This is a genomic window from Candidatus Limousia pullorum (assembly GCF_057405065.1).
Genome location: NZ_CM171614.1, coordinates 1,670,484 through 1,688,004, shown reverse-complemented (window position 1 = coordinate 1,688,004; position 17,521 = coordinate 1,670,484). Strand labels below are relative to the sequence as shown.

22 protein-coding genes are annotated in these 17,521 nt (G+C 41.3%); 2 read left to right on the top strand and 20 right to left on the bottom strand.

Annotated features, from left to right (window positions below; translation table 11 throughout):
- Nucleotide 1 precedes the first annotated feature (1 nt).
- The 15 genes from CGICJO_RS07705 to CGICJO_RS07635 all read right to left on the bottom strand — a co-directional run bounded on the left by CGICJO_RS07705 (nt 2) and on the right by CGICJO_RS07635 (nt 10,037).
- Nucleotides 2-331 carry a hypothetical protein gene (locus tag CGICJO_RS07705; RefSeq protein ID WP_486498438.1) on the bottom strand — a complete coding sequence of 110 codons (330 nt, stop codon included), beginning with the start codon at nt 329-331 and terminating at the stop codon, nt 2-4.
- On the bottom strand, nt 318-1,265 hold the full coding sequence (locus tag CGICJO_RS07700) for a hypothetical protein (protein ID WP_486498437.1): 948 nt from the start codon (nt 1,263-1,265) through the stop codon (nt 318-320). Before CGICJO_RS07700 ends, CGICJO_RS07705 begins: the two co-directional genes overlap by 14 nt.
- Entirely contained in the window at nt 1,262-1,810 is a 549-nt protein-coding gene (locus CGICJO_RS07695; RefSeq protein ID WP_486498436.1) for a LysM peptidoglycan-binding domain-containing protein, read from the bottom strand. The genes CGICJO_RS07700 and CGICJO_RS07695 overlap by 4 nt, the downstream gene beginning before the upstream one ends.
- Entirely contained in the window at nt 1,807-1,941 is a 135-nt protein-coding gene (locus CGICJO_RS07690; RefSeq protein ID WP_275532163.1) for a hypothetical protein, read from the bottom strand. Before CGICJO_RS07690 ends, CGICJO_RS07695 begins: the two co-directional genes overlap by 4 nt.
- Nucleotides 1,928-2,728, bottom strand: coding sequence for a hypothetical protein (locus CGICJO_RS07685; RefSeq protein WP_486498435.1), 801 nt, complete (start codon nt 2,726-2,728; stop codon nt 1,928-1,930). The genes CGICJO_RS07690 and CGICJO_RS07685 overlap by 14 nt, the downstream gene beginning before the upstream one ends.
- A complete protein-coding gene (locus tag CGICJO_RS07680) occupies nt 2,715-3,074 on the bottom strand; it encodes a hypothetical protein (protein ID WP_486498434.1) in 360 nt (119 codons plus the stop codon). Before CGICJO_RS07680 ends, CGICJO_RS07685 begins: the two co-directional genes overlap by 14 nt.
- Nucleotides 3,071-3,439, bottom strand: a complete 369-nt coding sequence (locus tag CGICJO_RS07675; RefSeq protein ID WP_087376187.1) for a hypothetical protein — start codon at nt 3,437-3,439, stop codon at nt 3,071-3,073. Before CGICJO_RS07675 ends, CGICJO_RS07680 begins: the two co-directional genes overlap by 4 nt.
- A gap of 13 nt (nt 3,440-3,452) precedes the next feature.
- Nucleotides 3,453-4,466 carry a phage major capsid protein gene (locus tag CGICJO_RS07670; protein ID WP_486498433.1) on the bottom strand — a complete coding sequence of 338 codons (1,014 nt, stop codon included), beginning with the start codon at nt 4,464-4,466 and terminating at the stop codon, nt 3,453-3,455.
- A gap of 23 nt (nt 4,467-4,489) precedes the next feature.
- Nucleotides 4,490-4,825, bottom strand: coding sequence for a hypothetical protein (locus CGICJO_RS07665; RefSeq protein WP_087376185.1), 336 nt, complete (start codon nt 4,823-4,825; stop codon nt 4,490-4,492).
- 15 nt (nt 4,826-4,840) lie between these two features.
- Nucleotides 4,841-5,845 (bottom strand): hypothetical protein, encoded by a 1,005-nt coding sequence (locus tag CGICJO_RS07660; RefSeq protein ID WP_486498432.1) that lies wholly within the window; start codon nt 5,843-5,845, stop codon nt 4,841-4,843.
- 30 nt (nt 5,846-5,875) lie between these two features.
- Nucleotides 5,876-7,042, bottom strand: a complete 1,167-nt coding sequence (locus CGICJO_RS07655; protein ID WP_486498431.1) for a serine/threonine protein phosphatase — start codon at nt 7,040-7,042, stop codon at nt 5,876-5,878.
- A gap of 10 nt (nt 7,043-7,052) precedes the next feature.
- On the bottom strand, nt 7,053-8,303 hold the full coding sequence (locus tag CGICJO_RS07650; RefSeq protein ID WP_486498430.1) for a PBSX family phage terminase large subunit: 1,251 nt from the start codon (nt 8,301-8,303) through the stop codon (nt 7,053-7,055).
- Nucleotides 8,290-8,802 carry a terminase small subunit gene (locus tag CGICJO_RS07645; protein WP_486498429.1) on the bottom strand — a complete coding sequence of 171 codons (513 nt, stop codon included), beginning with the start codon at nt 8,800-8,802 and terminating at the stop codon, nt 8,290-8,292. Before CGICJO_RS07645 ends, CGICJO_RS07650 begins: the two co-directional genes overlap by 14 nt.
- Before the next feature lie 144 nt (nt 8,803-8,946).
- A complete protein-coding gene (locus CGICJO_RS07640; protein WP_486498428.1) occupies nt 8,947-9,456 on the bottom strand; it encodes a spore maturation protein in 510 nt (169 codons plus the stop codon).
- Nucleotides 9,453-10,037 carry a nucleoside recognition domain-containing protein gene (locus CGICJO_RS07635; RefSeq protein ID WP_486498427.1) on the bottom strand — a complete coding sequence of 195 codons (585 nt, stop codon included), beginning with the start codon at nt 10,035-10,037 and terminating at the stop codon, nt 9,453-9,455. Before CGICJO_RS07635 ends, CGICJO_RS07640 begins: the two co-directional genes overlap by 4 nt.
- A gap of 231 nt (nt 10,038-10,268) precedes the next feature.
- Here CGICJO_RS07635 and CGICJO_RS07630 point away from each other — a divergent pair, with 231 nt between their 5' ends.
- Together CGICJO_RS07630 and CGICJO_RS07625 are read left to right on the top strand one after the other, a co-directional pair.
- On the top strand, nt 10,269-10,517 hold the full coding sequence (locus CGICJO_RS07630; protein ID WP_087376182.1) for an AbrB/MazE/SpoVT family DNA-binding domain-containing protein: 249 nt from the start codon (nt 10,269-10,271) through the stop codon (nt 10,515-10,517).
- 33 nt (nt 10,518-10,550) lie between these two features.
- On the top strand, nt 10,551-11,039 hold the full coding sequence (locus tag CGICJO_RS07625; RefSeq protein WP_087376181.1) for a deoxycytidylate deaminase: 489 nt from the start codon (nt 10,551-10,553) through the stop codon (nt 11,037-11,039).
- A 104-nt stretch (nt 11,040-11,143) separates the two neighbouring features.
- Here the strand turns inward: CGICJO_RS07625 and CGICJO_RS07620 are convergent, their stop codons facing one another.
- From CGICJO_RS07620 to CGICJO_RS07600, 5 genes are all read right to left on the bottom strand, one after another.
- The gene (locus CGICJO_RS07620) at nt 11,144-12,355 is read right to left on the bottom strand and encodes a family 43 glycosylhydrolase (protein WP_486498426.1); all 1,212 of its coding nucleotides are present in this window, start codon (nt 12,353-12,355) and stop codon (nt 11,144-11,146) included.
- A complete protein-coding gene (locus tag CGICJO_RS07615; RefSeq protein WP_486498425.1) occupies nt 12,333-13,220 on the bottom strand; it encodes a discoidin domain-containing protein in 888 nt (295 codons plus the stop codon). Before CGICJO_RS07615 ends, CGICJO_RS07620 begins: the two co-directional genes overlap by 23 nt.
- Nucleotides 13,118-13,888, bottom strand: coding sequence for a discoidin domain-containing protein (locus CGICJO_RS07610; RefSeq protein ID WP_486498424.1), 771 nt, complete (start codon nt 13,886-13,888; stop codon nt 13,118-13,120). Before CGICJO_RS07610 ends, CGICJO_RS07615 begins: the two co-directional genes overlap by 103 nt.
- 308 nt (nt 13,889-14,196) lie before the next feature.
- Nucleotides 14,197-16,806 carry an ABC transporter permease gene (locus tag CGICJO_RS07605; protein ID WP_486498423.1) on the bottom strand — a complete coding sequence of 870 codons (2,610 nt, stop codon included), beginning with the start codon at nt 16,804-16,806 and terminating at the stop codon, nt 14,197-14,199.
- Complete coding sequence (locus CGICJO_RS07600) at nt 16,803-17,486, bottom strand: ABC transporter ATP-binding protein (RefSeq protein ID WP_486498422.1); 684 nt, start codon at nt 17,484-17,486, stop codon at nt 16,803-16,805. Before CGICJO_RS07600 ends, CGICJO_RS07605 begins: the two co-directional genes overlap by 4 nt.
- Nucleotides 17,487-17,521: the final 35 nt, after the last annotated feature.

Below are 17,521 nucleotides of genomic sequence, written 5' to 3'. Positions count from 1 at the left end.
ATCAAACCTCCTTGCCGTTAATAAGCACCTTGCCGTCGTTGCAAAGCTTTATCTGAGCACCTCCACGGGAGCACAAAAGGATTTCCCCTTCCTCTAAATCCTGAGGATAGGACAAAACACCAAGGCACACCTTTCCGAAGTCATAGGATAATACAACAGTCTTTTCACCTTTGGGAGGGAAGCTTACAATCCCATAGGGTGAAATCATAGGCAGACTTGAATACTCTTCGGTTCCTGCGGCGCTGATGTTTTTACCGTCAGCATTTGTTATTTCTCCGCTTTTTGCCTCTGTTGAGCTTTTGTTCTTTACAATTCTGTCAAGTATCCACATAACTGCTGTTCCCCCTTAATTCCACCACGGTATTTATCTGGTTTTCACTGACATTTATCTGTAATCCGTAAATTTTCAAATTATCAATAACCCTTCCAAAAACACTGACGGAAGCTTCAGCTCCAAGACAATCGGAAAGCAAACCGGAACACTTTAAAGATATATTTCTGCTGTTGTTAATTCCGTTTAAAAGCATTTTTTCTGCGCAGAAAACAGGTGTAAACTGTGTGTTTGATGCGTTTAAATACCTCTGTCTTTGTATAAGCCTTTTATCAGCCTCCTGAGAAAAAATTTCAGTTGAATAATCCTCCGCTTCGCTTCGCTTTATTTTTACCGAAGATATAATCTTGTGTCTTTGTATGTCGAACCTGTACTCCGAAAAATCTATATCAAAACCTTTTCCGAATGTTATTTTCTCGCCTGACGGCAAGCCGGTAAAATAGATAACATTGTCAGGACTGCAATAGGGAATGGTTTCATAACAGGTTTTGCAAAAGCTTTCGATAATGTCCCAAGGCGACTTGCCCTTAGCCACATTAAAAATCCCGTTGTAAGAAGATGTACCGCCCACATAATCGCTGAAACCATAGGGCTTTAAAAATATTTCTTTTATCTGTTCCGAGGTTGGATTGCTGTAAACCGCAGGCATTACCTCATTGTCCAAAAGCAACGACACTCTATTTCTTCCGAACACCTCAAAATAGTAATTCCCCTCAGAATAAAATTCTGTAATGGTGTCAACTATTCCGTCGAAAACAATTTTCCCTTCATCTTCAAATCTCATAAAAGCAATCTCTGATAGGGGTTCTCCCTCCGGGTCAAATCTTACCAGCAGTGTATGAGCGGGTACTCCCTCTTCCTCTTTTAGGACAAGCTTTTTAAATTTTCTGATAGTCTTTTCCTGTCCGTTTATATCGGTAAGCACTATTTTCAACTGAGCCTCACCTGACCTTCCTCTATTGGAATATCAGGGCGCCTTATCTGAGGATTCAAAGATACCAGCTTGTCCACATTTATACCGTATTTGTATGACAAATCCCAAAGAGTTTCCCCGTTTGGAATAACCTTGCGTATATTTTTCCCACCGGATTTACCCGACTCATACAGAGATGCAATTTCCAAGTATTCGTCCTGAACCTCAATAAATTCAAATTCATAATCCAGAACATCAGGCTTAGGCTCTCCCTTTAAAACAAGCCTGCTAAAAAAAGCATTTATGGGCGGAAAACCCGGAAGTGTCAAAACACCGATTTTACCGCTGTTGAATTTATCTTTGAGTTTATTATACATATCAGTACAGTTTTCCCCCACAAAGCAGCCGCTTCCTGTTATTACACAGTTTTGCTTCCCGAAATTCTGAAGAGTTGAGCCTCCGTAAGGATAATAGGAAATATTTGTATTTGTATTATGACTAAAAGTAAGATATTTAGAATTAAATTCCCATGTATACCCGTCAAAACTCATTGATGTTAAAGTCATAAAAGCTTCACCTCTTCCTCTTCGGTAAATTCTCTTGTGTATCTCAGACTTTCTCTTTCCATAAAAAAGCTGATTTCCTGAACACTTTTTTCTCCCTGAGATAAATCAAAAATATTTTCATTGTCCATCATCTTCACCGTCCCCGCTTTCGGCAATATCACCGGTAAATTCAATATCAGTCACCAAATAACCGTCAACCAAATGTGTCTTAATAACCGTCACAATACATTTTTCAAAACACTTTGTACTGCCGTCCAGCAAAAGCTTTGCGAAAAACTCCGGTTCATAAAAAAGGCTGTCCGCATAAGACGCCCTCTTTCTCACATTTATTGTATGACTTCCGTTTAAAGGAACTTTCCTTGATGGAATATCTGTAAGATAACTTTCAGCATTAAAATAATCCCTTTTGTCGGTGTACTCCACATCCACAAGATTTTCTATCTTTGTATCGTTTATCAACAGTTCAAAATAGTCGTCTCCCTCGCCGCCTCCGGAAGATGAATTTTCCGAATATTTAATAAATGTAACCGTTATTTCCCTGCACAGGGTGTCGGCTTTTTCATCAAATTTTATAGGCTCTAAATATATCTGCGGAATGTCCTCATCATCGTCGCCTAATGCAGAAATTTCATTAAAAAGCTCCAGCGCTCTTTGTGTAAGTGTATAACCGCTTGCAGAACAGGGAGCATACACAATAAATCCGGCAGACGAGCTGTCTTTTCTGTTACCATATCCGTAATTCAGGCTGTTTACACCGTTTTTCTTCATGCTGTCCAGCGTTACCACAACAAGGAAATTTTTTATGGGAACTTCAAAAGGTCTTGTCTGATATTCCTTAAGAAAAACCATGTCATTGAATTTCCCGCTGTTCTTCAAAGCCTGTACAGCGCTGTCAATCCATTGGTCAATACTGGTCATACTCAGCATCCTCCTTTTCGGTGTTTACAACAACTATTGCCCACACATAAAGATTTTCATTTCCTGATTTGTACATCTCGGAACGCTTTATATAAAACTTTTCCTCTCCCCTTGAAATCACAGTGTTCTGAATATCATCAAGAGGAATATCGTACTGACCTATATAAAGATAGTAACCGCCGTCGTAAAATCCCGGCTCTATTCTTTTGCCGCCTATGTACATTCTGTTTTTGTATCTCAAGGGTTCAATAAAAGCCTTGCCGCTTTTGGCTTCACCCTTTACGGTGACAACAATGTCATCACCGTAAAGGGAAATAGAGCGGCGTATTCTTTCTGCCAAGCTCATGTGATTATCCTCCCGAAATAAAAGCCCTCCTCTTTCAGCAGGTCGGAAATTTTCTCCTTTTCACATAGCCACAAAGATTTTGCAGACTCTGTAAGCTGGGTATAATCCTGTTCTATTTCGATATCCCCGGCTTTAAATCTTTTAGGATTGCCGGAAGTACCTGTGGTAAGGCAGTAAGAATAATAAGCCAAAGCGGCGGCGGCAGAGCTTATTCTACAGACATTTTCATTTGAATTATCTTTGTTTTTCAGTCTGCTTTCAATGTATTCCAAAGAATCACGGCAAAGGGGCGTCCATCTCTTCAAATCACTTTCTCCTAAGCCTGAAAGCATTAAAAATCTGTCCGTGACATTTTTCAAGCTCATAAAAAGCCTCCCGTCAGGCTATGCTGATAACTCTTGCAGCGTCGGTAAAGATTTTTGCAAAGCCTGCTGTGCAGGTGATAGCGGCTCTTTCAAGCTGTCTGTCGATAAGCTTGTCGTACTCAGTCTGCACACCGCCGGAAACAACCATTTCCAAAGCGCAGTTCTTGTCCATACCGATAAGCTTGTTGCCCTCAAATGTCGGAACATGGATAAGTGTTGCACCGAAAGGAGTCATCATCTTGCCTGTTCCGTGGAATGTAAGACCTGCGGAAGCGTCCTTCATCTCGTCAATTTTAAATACCATCTTAATTGCCTCTGTTGAAGCAATCATGGTGTTAAGCTCGTAAGGTGAAAGATTTGTCCAAAGGTTTATGAGGTCGTCATAAGTGATGTTTTCAGAATCAGCAGAATCGTTGCTTGGGCAGGGATTTGAATTGCCGTCGCCGTTAATGATAGTGTTTATAGCGTCCTCTGCCTGAGAAAGAGCAATAGCCGCACCAATCTGTCTTAAAGTGACAGAGAAAAGGTCAAGGCGCTGATATCTGATAGCCTCGTAGGAAGAAACCAACATTCTTCCTCTTTTATAAAGAGGAACCAGGTGATCCTGTGTCTTTACGGTTGTCTGAGGAATAAATGCGCCCTCGTTTACTCTCTTCAGCTTTTTCTCATCCTCATAAGGAATGGAAGCGATGCTTCTGTAGTCAAGTCCGTCGATATTTGTGACAACCGCAACCATCTGATTTATGATGTTCACGCTTTCCATACCTGTATGAACCGCTCTGCTTATGTATTCAGGGAACAAAGCGGCGCTGTCGGAGGTCTGGAAAAACTTTTCTATTCTGTCGGAAGACTTTCCGCTTACCTTGATGTCAAATCTCTTGAGCTGTCTTGAAAAAGCGTCAAGACCCTCAAGCTCTGTTCCTATATAATTTTCGGAAGGGTCCAAAGCCTCCAAAATATCGGAAAAACTCTTATTTCTGTAGGAATACATACCCTTTTCCGGTTTAATCTTTTCGTACATTTCCATTATTATAAATCTCTCCTTTTAAATCATATAATAAACTCAACGTATGTGCTGTCAACGGCAATTACCTGACATTGAACTCCGCCCCCAAGTGCTTTAATAACAGTTGAGGAAGAAGCGGCAAGCTCCTGAAATCCAAGGCCGATTGAACCTGCCTTTTTAAGCTTAAAGTAGCCCTTTGTCTGAACCGCAGCATAGCCGCCTCTTATATTCACAACAACGCCCAAAAACTGATTGCCGTCAGCACAGTTGGAAACCTTGTAATTTTCAGAAACTTTTACAATACTTCCCTTTACCACTCCGTCTGCCGCAGGCAATGTTATAACATTCTCGTTGTATCCGTTAAAACTAACATTCTCCATCTATATACCTCCAAATCAGATTTTAAATTCTTTATTGCTGTTCTTCTCTTTTCCGCTTTTGACTGAAGCAAGCTGAGGTCTGCATTTTCCTATAACCCCTGCCGCCTTTTTCTCATAGGAAGCCTTCAGCTCGGAAAGCTCCTTAACGGTGAGAGAATTCATGATTTTTTCCATTGTGTTTTCACTGATATCCGGCTGAATAATCGCCGAATACTTTTTAACTGCGGCTTTAAGCTCGTTTCTGTAAACCGCTCCGTCAGCCGCCGCCTTTTTAAGCTTTTCTATATATCCACAAAGCTTTTCGGTCTGCATGGGGTCAAGACTGAGGCTTTCCCCTGCGCCTATGCTTTTCAATATTCCCTCCATTGAAATACTCCTTTCCATACCGCCCGGATAGCTTTTGATAACTCCTGCTTCTCTCTGGGCGGGAACCGCAACGAAACTCCATTCATAAGCGTCTATGGGGTCGATAAGCTCACCGTAACAGAGTTTGCCGCCGTATACATTTCCCCTTTTATGTCCGCAGCTTCCCATATTTTCACCGCATATGGAGCATTTTTCAAAAGCTACGCTGCATCCAACACTGACTTCCTTTTTTATTCCGCTTTCTATTGCATAAATAACATCGTCAAACTGCCTTCCTCTGGGAATATAAGCCCTCGCCTCAAGGCGAAAATACTGGTCGCCTGTGGCAGTCACAACACCGTCAACACTCTTTGTACTGCATGAAATAATTCGTGCAGTCTGGTTGTTTGTACTGGGATTGTGGTCAAAAATACCGCTTTTTCCCACAAACATTTTTTCAAGGGCGGTCAGCGTTTCCACAGGGAATCTCTGAAAATCCCTGTCCACATCGTTGTCGCAAAGGACAACCGTAAATACATATACCTCTTCCTTAGAAAATCTTTTTCTTGTGTATCCGTTTATAAGCTCAAGCTCCTCATCTGTTGGAACATCAGCCGCCTGAGAATTGCCTATATCGCCACGGATACTTTTTAAAAGACCTTTGCTGTTCTCCAAATTCATACCTTCCAAATCACCCTTTTTCAATTACTCACTTTCACCGCCTTTTCCGAGAGCTTCCTCAATCTGCATAGCTTGAGCGTTTATAAGCCTTGCATTGGCAAGCTCAACCTCATCAAGAAGACTGATATTATCCCAGACAACGGAAACCTTTGATAAACTGCCTTTAAGCCTTAACCACATCTGAGCGATTTTCAAAATAACCGGCTCTAAAATTTTCCTGTAATATTCAAGCTCGCTGGTGAGAATATCCGCCTGCTGCTGGCTCATTCTCTCGGTACTTGACCACGAAAGACCGAGAATAAAAGGCGGAATTCCCATTTTTGCCACAATCTGCTCCAAAATATGCTTTATAGGCACATCACAGTCCAGCACTTGATTGTCGGCGCCGATTACCTTAACCGAAATATCTCCCACCGCAACGAAGTCGCAGACCTCGCCTTTGTTTCTCATGGCTCTGCTCCATTCGTCGGCAATCTGTTTTGCCTGAGCGGAAGCATTAAAGCCCTCATTTTTAGGGTTGTAGGTCACGGCAAATCTCACGTTTCCGATTCTCTCCCAGTTAGTTCCTATTGCGGTAAAGATTTTAAGCAATATGGAGCTTACAAAGGGCAGACCCTTTAAAACAGAGTTTCCCACAACCTCTCCCGGCTCGGGATTAAGTGGAGTCATACAGACAAGCTCCGGATGTTTAATAGGCTCCCATGTGCAGTTGTTGTCAATACAGATAACCACATCCAAAGGGGACTGGCCTTTTCGTATTTCAACATCCTTAAGGGACGCATTGTACAGATACTCAAGATTTCCGTCATTATCAAGAACCATTTCCCCCACCGCAGTACCGTAGGTTAAAAGCTGGTCGAAATACTGGGCAATAAAGGTTTCAAGTCCCCTTGAAGTGCCGTTTACCTTTACATCTTTGCAAAAGGCGTCAAGCTCTTTCTGCATACGCTTTTCTTCGCACTCCAATTTAAAGGAGCCCAGCAATCTCACGGTCTTGCATATAGCCGCATCCACAATGGGAATAGCCTCTCGTAAAGTGGAATAAAGCTCCATCTCGCTTTTTCTAAGGGGCGAATAGCTGTCAAGCAGAGAAAAAGGATGACGTTTGTACTCGCCCACGGCGGTTTGAACTACACAGCCCCTTTCACTGTTTCGGGAGGTATCTTTTTTGCTTTTCCAAAAACCTTTCAAATTTTCCTCCTTATCTTGCAACGGCGCAGGCGGCAAAGCCTGTGCTTTTTTCAAGGACAGTGGTAACAAAATATCTTATGTCGTCCATGGCATGGTCGTTTTCCTTTACCGGAACATCGAACTTTCCGCTGCTCTCCCAACGGTACAGAGAAAACTCCCTCATGCTGTCCTTGCAAGTGCTGCAAATTTTTATTTTGCCCTCCTTTAAAGCCGTGGATGTTTTTCGTATACCGTCGGTAACATTGTTTTTCGCCGGAACAACGGAAAACTCCCCGTGTCTTTGAATTACCTGAATAAAGCTGGCGGCAGAAGGGTCAACCACCACAACGCTGATTTTTCTGCTTCCCACAAGGCTTTTAAGTGCTTCGTAGTGTTCTTCGTCAGTTTTCTGTACACCCGTTTGTCTTGATTGATAGTAATATTCCTCAATCCTGTACCATACTCCCCTTTTAAGACCCCAAAGTCCAAAGGAAGCGGGATTAACCGTGCCGTAATCGCAGGAAACCGCATATTCCTCCATAGGTTCATCGGGAGGTTCGCAATATTTGCTTTCATCGTCCATAAAGGGATACACAGCTCCGAAAACAGCCACCCATTTTCCAAGAATAAACCGCTCGTAAAATGCGCCCGAATAAAGCCGTTTATATCTTGCAATGGTCTTTTGGGAAAGTGAAGGATTATCCTCCATGACAAAATGGAGATAAAGAGCGTTTTTCTTTTTAAGCTTTTTAATCCATTCAACATAGAACCAGTGCTGAGGGTATTCAGGGTTGCAGTTAAACCAGAATTTCGACCCGCCTACAGAACATCTCGCCAAAGCCTGTTCCACAAAGGACCGTGGCATAAGGGCAACCTCGTCAAAAAACACCCCCGCAAGGGTCATTCCCTGAATGAGGGAAGCCGAAGATTCATCCCTTCCTCCGAAAAGATAATACCTGTTTTTTCTTCCTTTATAGGTCACGGTAAGGATATTTTCGGAAAGCTTCTCACCGGTTTCAAAACCCAGACTTTTCAAAAGGGGCAGAACCGGCGTCACCACATTTCTCCTGAGGGATTTTATAGTCTTGCCGCACATGGCAAAGGAGCTGTCGTTAAACTCCGAAAAACTCCAGGCAATGAAAGACAGAACCATACAAAAGGTCTTTCCGCTTCTCACCGCCCCATCGCATATAACGGCGTCATAATTTTTCCACGGCGAGCTGGGACACCACCATGTAAGGGCCATAAGCTGTTTTTTTGAAAAAGGCTTAATCTCCGCCATACTCAATTTCCGTTCTATCCTGTCTTGAACCTGAGTTGTTCACGGCAGACGCTCCTCTGTTTAAGGCTTCAAAGAAAGAAACCGCCCCGTTGTCCTCCAATGAACCTGCCTCCAATTTTTCCAAAGCTTTAAGCCTGTCAAAAAACTTTATTTCCATAGCGCCCTCTTTAGGTCTGCGTATTTCAGATACGCAGTACAAATCCATATTTTTCAGCTTTTCAACATCGGGGTTTTCCATGTATAATAAACTCACGGCATCCCCTATGCCTCCGAAAGCTAATTTTTTATATCCGGTAACTGCCATAGAGGAAACCGTCTTTTTTCTTATAACAAGAAGTCTTGCAATCTCGTCCGCAATATCCTCCCTGCATAAAAGATTTTCTCCCCAAGTTTCCGGATCTTCCTTACAGCCCGCCAAAACAGCCGCCTGAGTGGAATTTCCGCTGCTTACGTAATTACAGCAGAATTGTCTTTCCTGCCTTGTCAATTTACTTTTCAATGACTTTTCACCTCGTGTTTCAAATTACACCTCCCGTTAACAGGAAAAAAAGGTCAAAAATTGCATAATTGAGTGCAACAAAAAAGAGAAAATAAGAAATTTTTTCAAAAATCTTACTTTCTCTATGGTTTAAAGTATAAAATTTCAATACATTAACAGCTTAACGGTGACAACAGCAAGGCAGGCGGCGGTAAAGTCCGCAAGCAAAGCGCAGAACAAAGTATACCTTGTCTTTGAAACTCCTACCGAGCCGTAATACACGGCTATTGCATAAAATGTAGTTTCAGTGGAACCGGACATAACGCTTGTAATTCTTCCGATAAGGCTGTCAGGCCCGTATTGTGAAAGCAAATCCGAAAGCAAAGCGGTAGACCCGCCGCCGGACACGGGACGCAGTAAAGCCATTGGCACAATTTCCTTTGGAAAGCCCAGAAAATCCGCCGCCGGCGCAATCAAGGAGGAAAAAACATCAAATAATCCCGATGCTTTCATAACCTCAATCATAGCCACAAAGCCCACAATAACCGGAGTAATCTCCAGCAAAACAGTCAGACCGCTTTTAGCTCCCCTTAAAAAACATTCAAATACAGGAACCCTTTTAAACAACGCCATAGCCATTACCGACAAAAGTATAACGGGGAAAATATAGCTCACGCTTTTCTCCCCCTTTTGTTTAAAAGCTTAACCGCCGTGATTCCCACAATCAAGGCAAGGCTTGAGGCAATCCAAATACAGGGAATAATATCAAAGGGCGACTGACTTCCGTATTTTGCCCTTAAAGTTCCAATCATGGTGGGCAAAAGCTGAATTGAAGCGGTATTCAGCACAACAAAAACTGTCATATTGTCGGAAGCTGTATCATCGCACCTGTCAAGCCGCTTAATCTCCTTCATAGCCGACAAGCCAAAAGGAGTAGCGGCATTTCCCAAACCCAAAAAGTTGGCTCCAACATTCAGGGAGATATTTTCAAAAGCCTTGCTTTTAACATCAATGTTTGGAAAAAGATGTTTTAACACCGGAGAAAAAATCTTAGCGGCAACCGCCGTTGCTCCGCACTCCCTCATTATCTCCATAAACCCGCACCAAAAGCAAAGACCTCCGCCGATAGTCAAAAGCAGGCTCACGGAAACCTCCGCACTTTCCAAAAGTCCGGAGGTAAGCTGTTCAGCTGTGCCCAGAAAAAAGGAGCAAAGGACAGAACCCCCGATAAAAACTGCAAAAATGTAGTTTAACAAGCAAAAACCCCCCTTTTCTTTTTCGCCTGTGTCGCTTCCTGTCGAATATTTCATCAAAGAAAAATATACTGTAAAGACTTGACTTTTTTACCACTCTTTGGTAGTATTTTATACATAAACCTTCTTATTTTAGAAGCATCTTACAAACCCGATTTTAAAATATTTTTCTTCATTCGAAATATGTAAAATTCGGAAAAATCAATATTCTAAAAGGAAAGGATGTAAAATACTATGAAGGTAGCCGGTTTTTTATGCAAAATCGATAAACTGGGACGAATCGTAATTCCAAAGCCTATCAGACAGGAGTTTGGACTCAACGTAAACGATGAACTTGAATTGTTTACCAACGAAAACGGCATTGAAATGAGAAAATACCGTAAAAAATGCCTGTTCTGCGGAAACGAAGAAATCCCACAGCTTTTGGAATACAAAGGCAAAATAATTTGCGAAAACTGCAAAAACGAATTGGAGAATTTATAATTCTCAGGAAAATGAAATTTGGAGGACACAAAAATGACAAGAATAGACAAAGAGAACTATTATCTCGACATTGCCGAAACAGTTCTTGAAAGAGGAACATGCCTCAGAAGAAATTTCGGTTCGATAATAGTAAACAATGACCAGATTGTATCAACCGGATACACTGGCGCACCAAGAGGCAGAAAAAACTGCTCAGACTTGGGCTACTGCTTCAGAACAAAACACAACATTCCCCGTGGTGAAAGATACGAAATGTGCAGAAGCGTTCACGCCGAAGCAAACGCAATAATCCACGCTGCCAGAGACCAGATGCTTGGCGGAAAGCTTTACCTTGTTGGAAAAGACGCAGTGACTGGAGAATATGTAGAAAACACTAATTCCTGCGCAATGTGCAAGCGTATGATAATAAACGCAGGCATTTCCAAGGTTATAATCAGAAACAACAAAACAGATTATACTGTTGTTGATGTAAACGACTGGATTGAAAACGACGATTCACTTGTCGCCGCATTCGGTTATTGATTTAATAAAACAGAATATAAGCTTATAAAGCATAAAAATCCCCCCGGCTTTAAATTTAAAACCGAGGGGATTACTTATTCTAAGACTTTTTTATCTCAAAATTATTATTTTGAAAGCTTGAGCTGAATAGTTGTAGCGTCCTTAATGTTGACTGCACCGTCATTGTTTACATCTGCCAAAGCAACATCAAAGTTAGCATCCTCAACACTTACGAGGTATTTCTGAATAGCTGTAACATCCAAAACATCAACAGTCTTATCGTGGTTTACGTCGCCCAATTCATACTCAGGCTCATAATCACCTATAAGATCCTCGAATGACCACTCATCCTGCCATTCCATTGTGATTTCGTGTGTCTCACCGTTGAAGTTCAATGGGAGCCAGATATAACGTGAATCCTGAAGATTTTCTCTGAACCAACGGTCGCCCATGTAAACAAACTTACCTGGAACCTTGTTTCCGTCCTCATCACGAACCGGAAGAATAAATGTGCTCTGGCTTCTAAATGTTGTTTCCTGCTGTGTTCCGTATGGGATATCGTTCACAGCAAACTTCTTGTTAGGAGCCCACTCGCCGAAGATATCGCCTTCAACATAGGAATACTGGCATGGGTTTGGATTCCAACCGGACTGACCGGAGGTAATGAGATAATATGTATCTCCATCCTTAAACATTGCAGGAGCTTCTCTGTATTGACCGGCAAATACTCTCACGTAGTCAACACCCTCTGTAAAGTTAGCTGGTGTGTTTTGTGAAATATCCTCCAAATCGCCGCTGAGTCCTGTGTACTCATCGTTGAGCTTGTGGATGATTGTAGTTGCGTTTTCTTCTGAAGAATAAACAACATAAGCTGTTCCGTCGTCATCCTTGAACAAAGTCATGTCACGGAGCATACCGTCACCGTTGCCTGTTGTAAGAACGCCTGTCATTGTAACTCTTCTTGTGCAGAGATACTTAAACGGACCTGTAGGTGAATCAGATATTGCGATACCTGCGGAAGCTACAGAATAAAGACCCATTCTTGGACCATCCTGATGCCACCACATTACATATTTACCTGTCTTATCGTTGTAAATTACCTTTGGTCTTTCAACAACTCTGTTCCAGTTGAACTCTCTATACATCTGCTGTTTCTCTTCAAATGTAAGGTTGTCGTTCTCATAGAGAGCATTGAGCTCGTCAATATACTCGTCAGAATTCAAAGCTGAAAGGCTTGAATAAGGTGATTTCATAAGTCCGTTGTAATTTGAAGCTGTGCCCTCAAACTCTGGAAGCGGACTGTTCTTGTAGATATCAGACTCTTCTGAAACATACATTGGTACATCGTCGTCTGTTGTTGAATACTGGAAGAGCTACTCCCTCGTAAGTCCAGTTAAGAAGATCCTTTGAAGAATAGCAGCCGATACCGATACCTGGGTTACCTGTTTCAGCGCCTGTAGGAACGTTCTCATAGCCCTTATGCTCGCCGTACAAGTAGTATGTCTTTGTTTTCTCATCGTAGAGAATACCGCCGCCGTGAGCCTGAATTGCATTACCGTTGTTGTCAACCCAAACCTTACCAGGTTTTACAGTTGTAACATTTCCAATAGTTGCATATGTTTCAACTGTTTCGAGGAGAGCGTCAGCAGCAGCCTGTACACCTTCCTGAATATAAAGATTTACATCACCTACTGCGTCGAGAGCAGCCTGGATTTTCTCTTTAGCGATTTCGTTTGTTGTATCAGCAATAGCCTGCTGTGCAATAGCGATTGCGCCCTCAAGAGCAGAAACATCAACTGTTACGTCTGCTTCTGTCTTTGCGTTAAACTCGCCGCATGTGATTGTATTGCCGTCGCCGCCTACTGAGAATACCTTAACTGCTACATATCTTGCATCTCTGCTTGCAAAGGTGGCTGTGCAGTCGTCAGTGCCGCTGCCCCATTCGCCTTTACCAGCTAAAGTAAAGCCGTTTGCTTCGTTATCAATATCAGTATCTGTCAAGTCGCCCTCAACAGCGCTTGTATAGATTTCAAATTCATAAATATGACCGTTCTGATTATCCTGACGAGGTGTGAAAATAATCTGAGAAAGGTCCTCTCTTACTTTACCCAAATCAATGATAAAGTAATCGCCCGGCTCAAAATAAGTTGCGCTGGAGCTCCAGTCAGATTCCCACCAAGTGCTCTTGTTTCCGTCAAGCATTTCTTTGCAGGGCTTCCGCCATACTGAGATACAACGTACTCTACTGACATTTCGTTCTGAGGAATTTTTCCGTCAGGTACAGGAGGCTCAACTTCGCCCTCAACTGCGATATTGAGTTCTGCGCATGTGATTGTCTGGTTAGGATCCGGTGGCTTTGTAGTTGCGGATTCAACTAAAATCTTGATATAACGAGCATTTACAGGAATATCAAAATCTGCATAAGCGTCATCAATTTTAGCAGCAATTTCTGTATTTGTTGAACCCCAGTCCCATGAGCCCTCAGATACAAGCTGCATATCGTCTGTTGTTTCTCCGGCATAAACCTTATAGTCTTTAATTTTTCCGTTTACGTCTGTCTGTCTTGGAGTGTAAATAACTCTGGATACGTTCTCCTTAACCTCGCCCATATCCACAAGTATTTCAGCAGGAAGCTGAGTGCTTCCCTGACTCCAGTCTGTTTCCCAGATAGTACTCTTGTTGCCGTCCAGCATATATGTTGAAGGATTGCTGCCGTAAGCGCTTGGAACGGTTATTTTAAAATTTGTACGGTCAAGATTTATGTAGCCTACTTCAGCTGAGGCAAACGAAAAACCTGTCACGAACATGGAAGTAACCATAGTGGCGCCGAGCACACAGGAAATAACTTTTTTCAATAAGTTTCCTTTCATGTTTTATTCTCCTTTTCCTGATAATCTTGTGATAAATTTATTATCACTGCACGTTGTAATTATACCATTTTAACAAATAAATGCAAATAACAAAAATTCGATTAACAGTTTTTTATATAAAGTGAAGCTCTTGAAAAAAATATTTAATATGCAATATGATTTTTAGTTATATTTCATTATACAAAAATCAAACTTATTTAGATTTCTTATTTTCATTTAAGAACAAGAAAAAAGCACAAACCTAAGTCTGTGCTTTTTCCCTGTGAATGATAAAGTTGTTAAAGAGGATTAAATATAAAAACTTAAAATCAGATACTGTCTTTTCTCAGAGTTTCCACAAGATTGTTTCTGTTTATCTTTGACATAGCGTAAATCATGGAAATCAGAACAACAATGAACACGCTTACAATAACGATTACGTAAGCTGACCAAGGAATTAAAAATCCTCCGTCCCAGGTGACATTGAGACTGCTGTAAATCCAAATAGTTATCAAAAATGAAACCGGAATACCAAACAGCAGTGCCTTTGTACCGTAAATAAGGCACTCAAAAATCATCATTCTTCTAAAGCCGCCCTTGGTCATTCCAACAGAGCGAAGCATTGCAAAATCTCTCTGTCGAAGCTTTAAGTTAGTAACAATGGTGTTAAATACATTTGTCACAGAAATAAGAGAAATCAAAACTATAAAGCCATAAGCAAATACATTTATAACCATCATAAGTGTTCTGGAATTTTCAATTTCTGCGGCAATGTTGTAAACAGACGATACTCCGTTTATTTCTCCCAGTTCCTTTTCAGTCTTTGCATAGTCGTTGCTGTCTATATATAAAGCGGCTCCCATTACGCCTTCAAAAACATATGAGCTGTCTCTCACAACACCATAAACAACATTTGAAGAAACACTGTCTCTGCCGTTATATCCAAAAGGCATACTTTCGGCTGTTGTAACCACATTAAAGCTGTATTCCTCACCCTTTTCATAGGTTTCAGTTTCATTGTTATAGGTTTTCTCAGAGAATTTAACTGTATTCGCTGTATCTTTCAAAAAATCATAGCTTTTAACAGTTCCGTTTTTATAATCTATTGTCTGACCAAGTCCATAAATGATAATGTCATTTTCTCCCAAAGTCTCTGGATTAAGTCCCAGAGAAGTCACATAATTTTCATATGTTTCATCGTCAAATCCCACAAGGAACATATCAACGCTTAAATCTTCAAAGCTGTCAAAGCCGTATTTGTCCATAAGCGCCGCTTTTCCCTCATCGGTCAAAAGCTCTTCTCCGTTTTCAACCAAGAAATTTCTAACTAATGATGAACTTGCTTTGTCAACAGAACCAAGATTTCTAACTTCCTGAAGAACTTCCTCCTTCGAGTCAGCATAATCAGAGCTTATGGTCGCTGTAATATCATAATCCGCTCTGTAGTAAACATTGTTTACACTGCTTGTAAGATACAGTATAAAAGAACTTGCGCTGACAAAAAGAACTATGCTCATAAAGAGAGAAATAATAGTAGCTCTGTACTTTTTAGCACTTCTTGTGTAGTATTTCTTTGCAAGAACTCCCGGAAGACCGAAAATTTTATAGGTTATTTTACTTGTTTTATGATTTTTCCTGTCGGCTTTTCTGTCGCTTATATCTTTTGAAGATCTTATTGCCTCAATAGCTGTAATTCTTGAAGCCCTGAAAGCCGGTTTTATTACAGATACAGCCAATGTTATGCAGGCTATTACAACAGCCGCAGCAATTCCAACCCAGGAAACCGACATATGGAACTGAACGCTGTTACCGCCCACAATGCTTGTGGTAAAGGTTTTGAGCTTATCTCCCAAAAGGAAAAAGGTAACACCTATTCCTCCAATTCCCGCAAGAATACCTAAAGGTATTCCTATAAGTCCCAAAACCAAGGCTTCAAACCTTACGCTTTTTCTTATCTGCTTTTTTGTAGCTCCTATAGATGAGAGCAAACCGAACTGCACTGTTCTCTCGCTTACGGAAATTGAAAAAGCATTGTAAATCAAAGCGATTGAACCTGTCATTATAATTACTATAAGAATTATTATCATTCCGTTAAGTGAGCTTGTGTAGGTTTCGTACTGAGAAACACCCTGATACATCAAAACTTCGTTGTTTGTAGAACCGCCTAATCCCTCTTCAAAAAAATAATAATTGCTGAAATCAATTACATCCTGAGGATTTTTCATTGTGTAGTAGACGTCATAAACAGCCGACTGGTCACTTAAATCGGAAAAAGTGATAGCCGTATATCCCGGAGCGGTATAATTTTCAAAGGAAGGTCTTTCATAAAATCCTACAATGGTATACTGTTTCAGAGTATTGGTTTCCAATGTTTCCTCGTCAGAAATTATTATATTTCCCTTATCGTCGTATTCCCCGGTTATAGGATTATTTTGAAACAGCTTATATCCCCCGCTTATTCTGTCACCAAGGGGAAGCACCAAAACATCGTTTATATCATACCTTACGCCGCCGTTGCTTTCCAAATGATTGGGAAGAATTATTTCCGCATCATTTTGCGGAAGTCTGCCCTCTGTCAAATGTATAGGCAAAGTACCAAAGGTTTCATCATTTCCGCCAATCACATAAAGATAAGGCTTAAAATCATTTTGAGAAGCCTCCATTTTCGCATAGCCTATATACTGGGTATATACTGTATCTGCAACACTTTCATCATGAGCTATTTCCTCTCCCTTTTCATAGGAAATATTTTGAAACATACCATGCCAGCTGCCGTTTTCATAAACAGCCGATTCATACAGATAATTCTGCAGGCTTGTAACGATGGTTGTAACAGCAGTCACCATAGAAACCGAAAGAATAATTCCCACAATTGTGACAATAGTTCTGGTTTTGTTTTTCTTCATGGACTGTAACGTCACTTTATTCATTATGTTCATCTGCGGATCACCTCATCTCGGGTGATTTTTCCGTCCTCGATGGAAATAATTCTATCTGCCTGCAAGGCTATATCCTCGTCATGGGTTATTACAATCAAAGTCTGGTTGTACTCACGGTTGTAATACTTCAAAAGCTCAACAATCTCTCTGCTGTTTTTTGAGTCAAGGTTTCCTGTCGGCTCGTCGGCAAGTATAACAGACGGTTCATTTATCAAGGCTCTGCCGATAGATACTCTCTGCTGCTGACCTCCTGAAAGCTGATTAGGAAGATGCTTTTCCCTGCCCTTTAATTTAAGAACTTTAAGCATTTCATCAAGCTTGTTTTCATTGACCTTTCTTCCGTCCATAAGCAGAGGAAGAGTGATGTTTTCCCTAACATTAAGCACCGGGATAAGGTTATAAAACTGATAGATAAGTCCCACATGGCGACGTCTGAAAATAGCCAGATTATCGTCGCTCTGTCTGTAAACGTCCTGACCGTTCATCATAACCTTTCCGGAAGTAGGTGTGTCAACGCCTCCCAAAATATGGAGAAGTGTGGATTTACCGGAACCACTGGGGCCGATAATAGCCAAAAACTCACCTTTTTCAACGGAGAATGAAACCCCGTCAAGAGCTCTAACCGTGTTTTCTCCCTGTCCGTATACTTTGCATAAATTCTCAACTCTCAGTATTTCCATATATTGTCCCTCCGTTTAGTTTATGCTGTAATTAT

Excerpts from the sequence above, each read along its gene's own strand:
- CGICJO_RS07600 (WP_486498422.1), bottom strand. The coding sequence starts at position 17,486 with ATGGAAATACTGAGAGTTGAGAATTTATGCAAAGTATACGGACAGGGA.
- CGICJO_RS07670 (WP_486498433.1), bottom strand. The coding sequence starts at position 4,466 with ATGGAAATGTACGAAAAGATTAAACCGGAAAAGGGTATGTATTCCTAC.
- CGICJO_RS07610 (WP_486498424.1), bottom strand. The coding sequence starts at position 13,888 with ATGAAAGGAAACTTATTGAAAAAAGTTATTTCCTGTGTGCTCGGCGCC.
- CGICJO_RS07675 (WP_087376187.1), bottom strand. The coding sequence starts at position 3,439 with ATGAGCTTGAAAAATGTCACGGACAGATTTTTAATGCTTTCAGGCTTA.
- CGICJO_RS07685 (WP_486498435.1), bottom strand. The coding sequence starts at position 2,728 with ATGACCAGTATTGACCAATGGATTGACAGCGCTGTACAGGCTTTGAAG.
- CGICJO_RS07605 (WP_486498423.1), bottom strand. The coding sequence starts at position 16,806 with ATGAACATAATGAATAAAGTGACGTTACAGTCCATGAAGAAAAACAAA.
- CGICJO_RS07625 (WP_087376181.1), top strand. The coding sequence starts at position 10,551 with ATGACAAGAATAGACAAAGAGAACTATTATCTCGACATTGCCGAAACA.
- CGICJO_RS07650 (WP_486498430.1), bottom strand. The coding sequence starts at position 8,303 with ATGGCGGAGATTAAGCCTTTTTCAAAAAAACAGCTTATGGCCCTTACA.
- CGICJO_RS07705 (WP_486498438.1), bottom strand. The coding sequence starts at position 331 with ATGTGGATACTTGACAGAATTGTAAAGAACAAAAGCTCAACAGAGGCA.
- CGICJO_RS07680 (WP_486498434.1), bottom strand. The coding sequence starts at position 3,074 with ATGAGCTTGGCAGAAAGAATACGCCGCTCTATTTCCCTTTACGGTGAT.
- CGICJO_RS07690 (WP_275532163.1), bottom strand. The coding sequence starts at position 1,941 with ATGATGGACAATGAAAATATTTTTGATTTATCTCAGGGAGAAAAAAGT.
- CGICJO_RS07665 (WP_087376185.1), bottom strand. The coding sequence starts at position 4,825 with ATGGAGAATGTTAGTTTTAACGGATACAACGAGAATGTTATAACATTG.
- CGICJO_RS07615 (WP_486498425.1), bottom strand. The coding sequence starts at position 13,220 with ATGCTTGACGGAAACAAGAGCACTTGGTGGGAATCTGACTGGAGCTCC.
- CGICJO_RS07695 (WP_486498436.1), bottom strand. The coding sequence starts at position 1,810 with ATGACTTTAACATCAATGAGTTTTGACGGGTATACATGGGAATTTAAT.
- CGICJO_RS07630 (WP_087376182.1), top strand. The coding sequence starts at position 10,269 with ATGAAGGTAGCCGGTTTTTTATGCAAAATCGATAAACTGGGACGAATC.
- CGICJO_RS07620 (WP_486498426.1), bottom strand. The coding sequence starts at position 12,355 with ATGTATGTTTCAGAAGAGTCTGATATCTACAAGAACAGTCCGCTTCCA.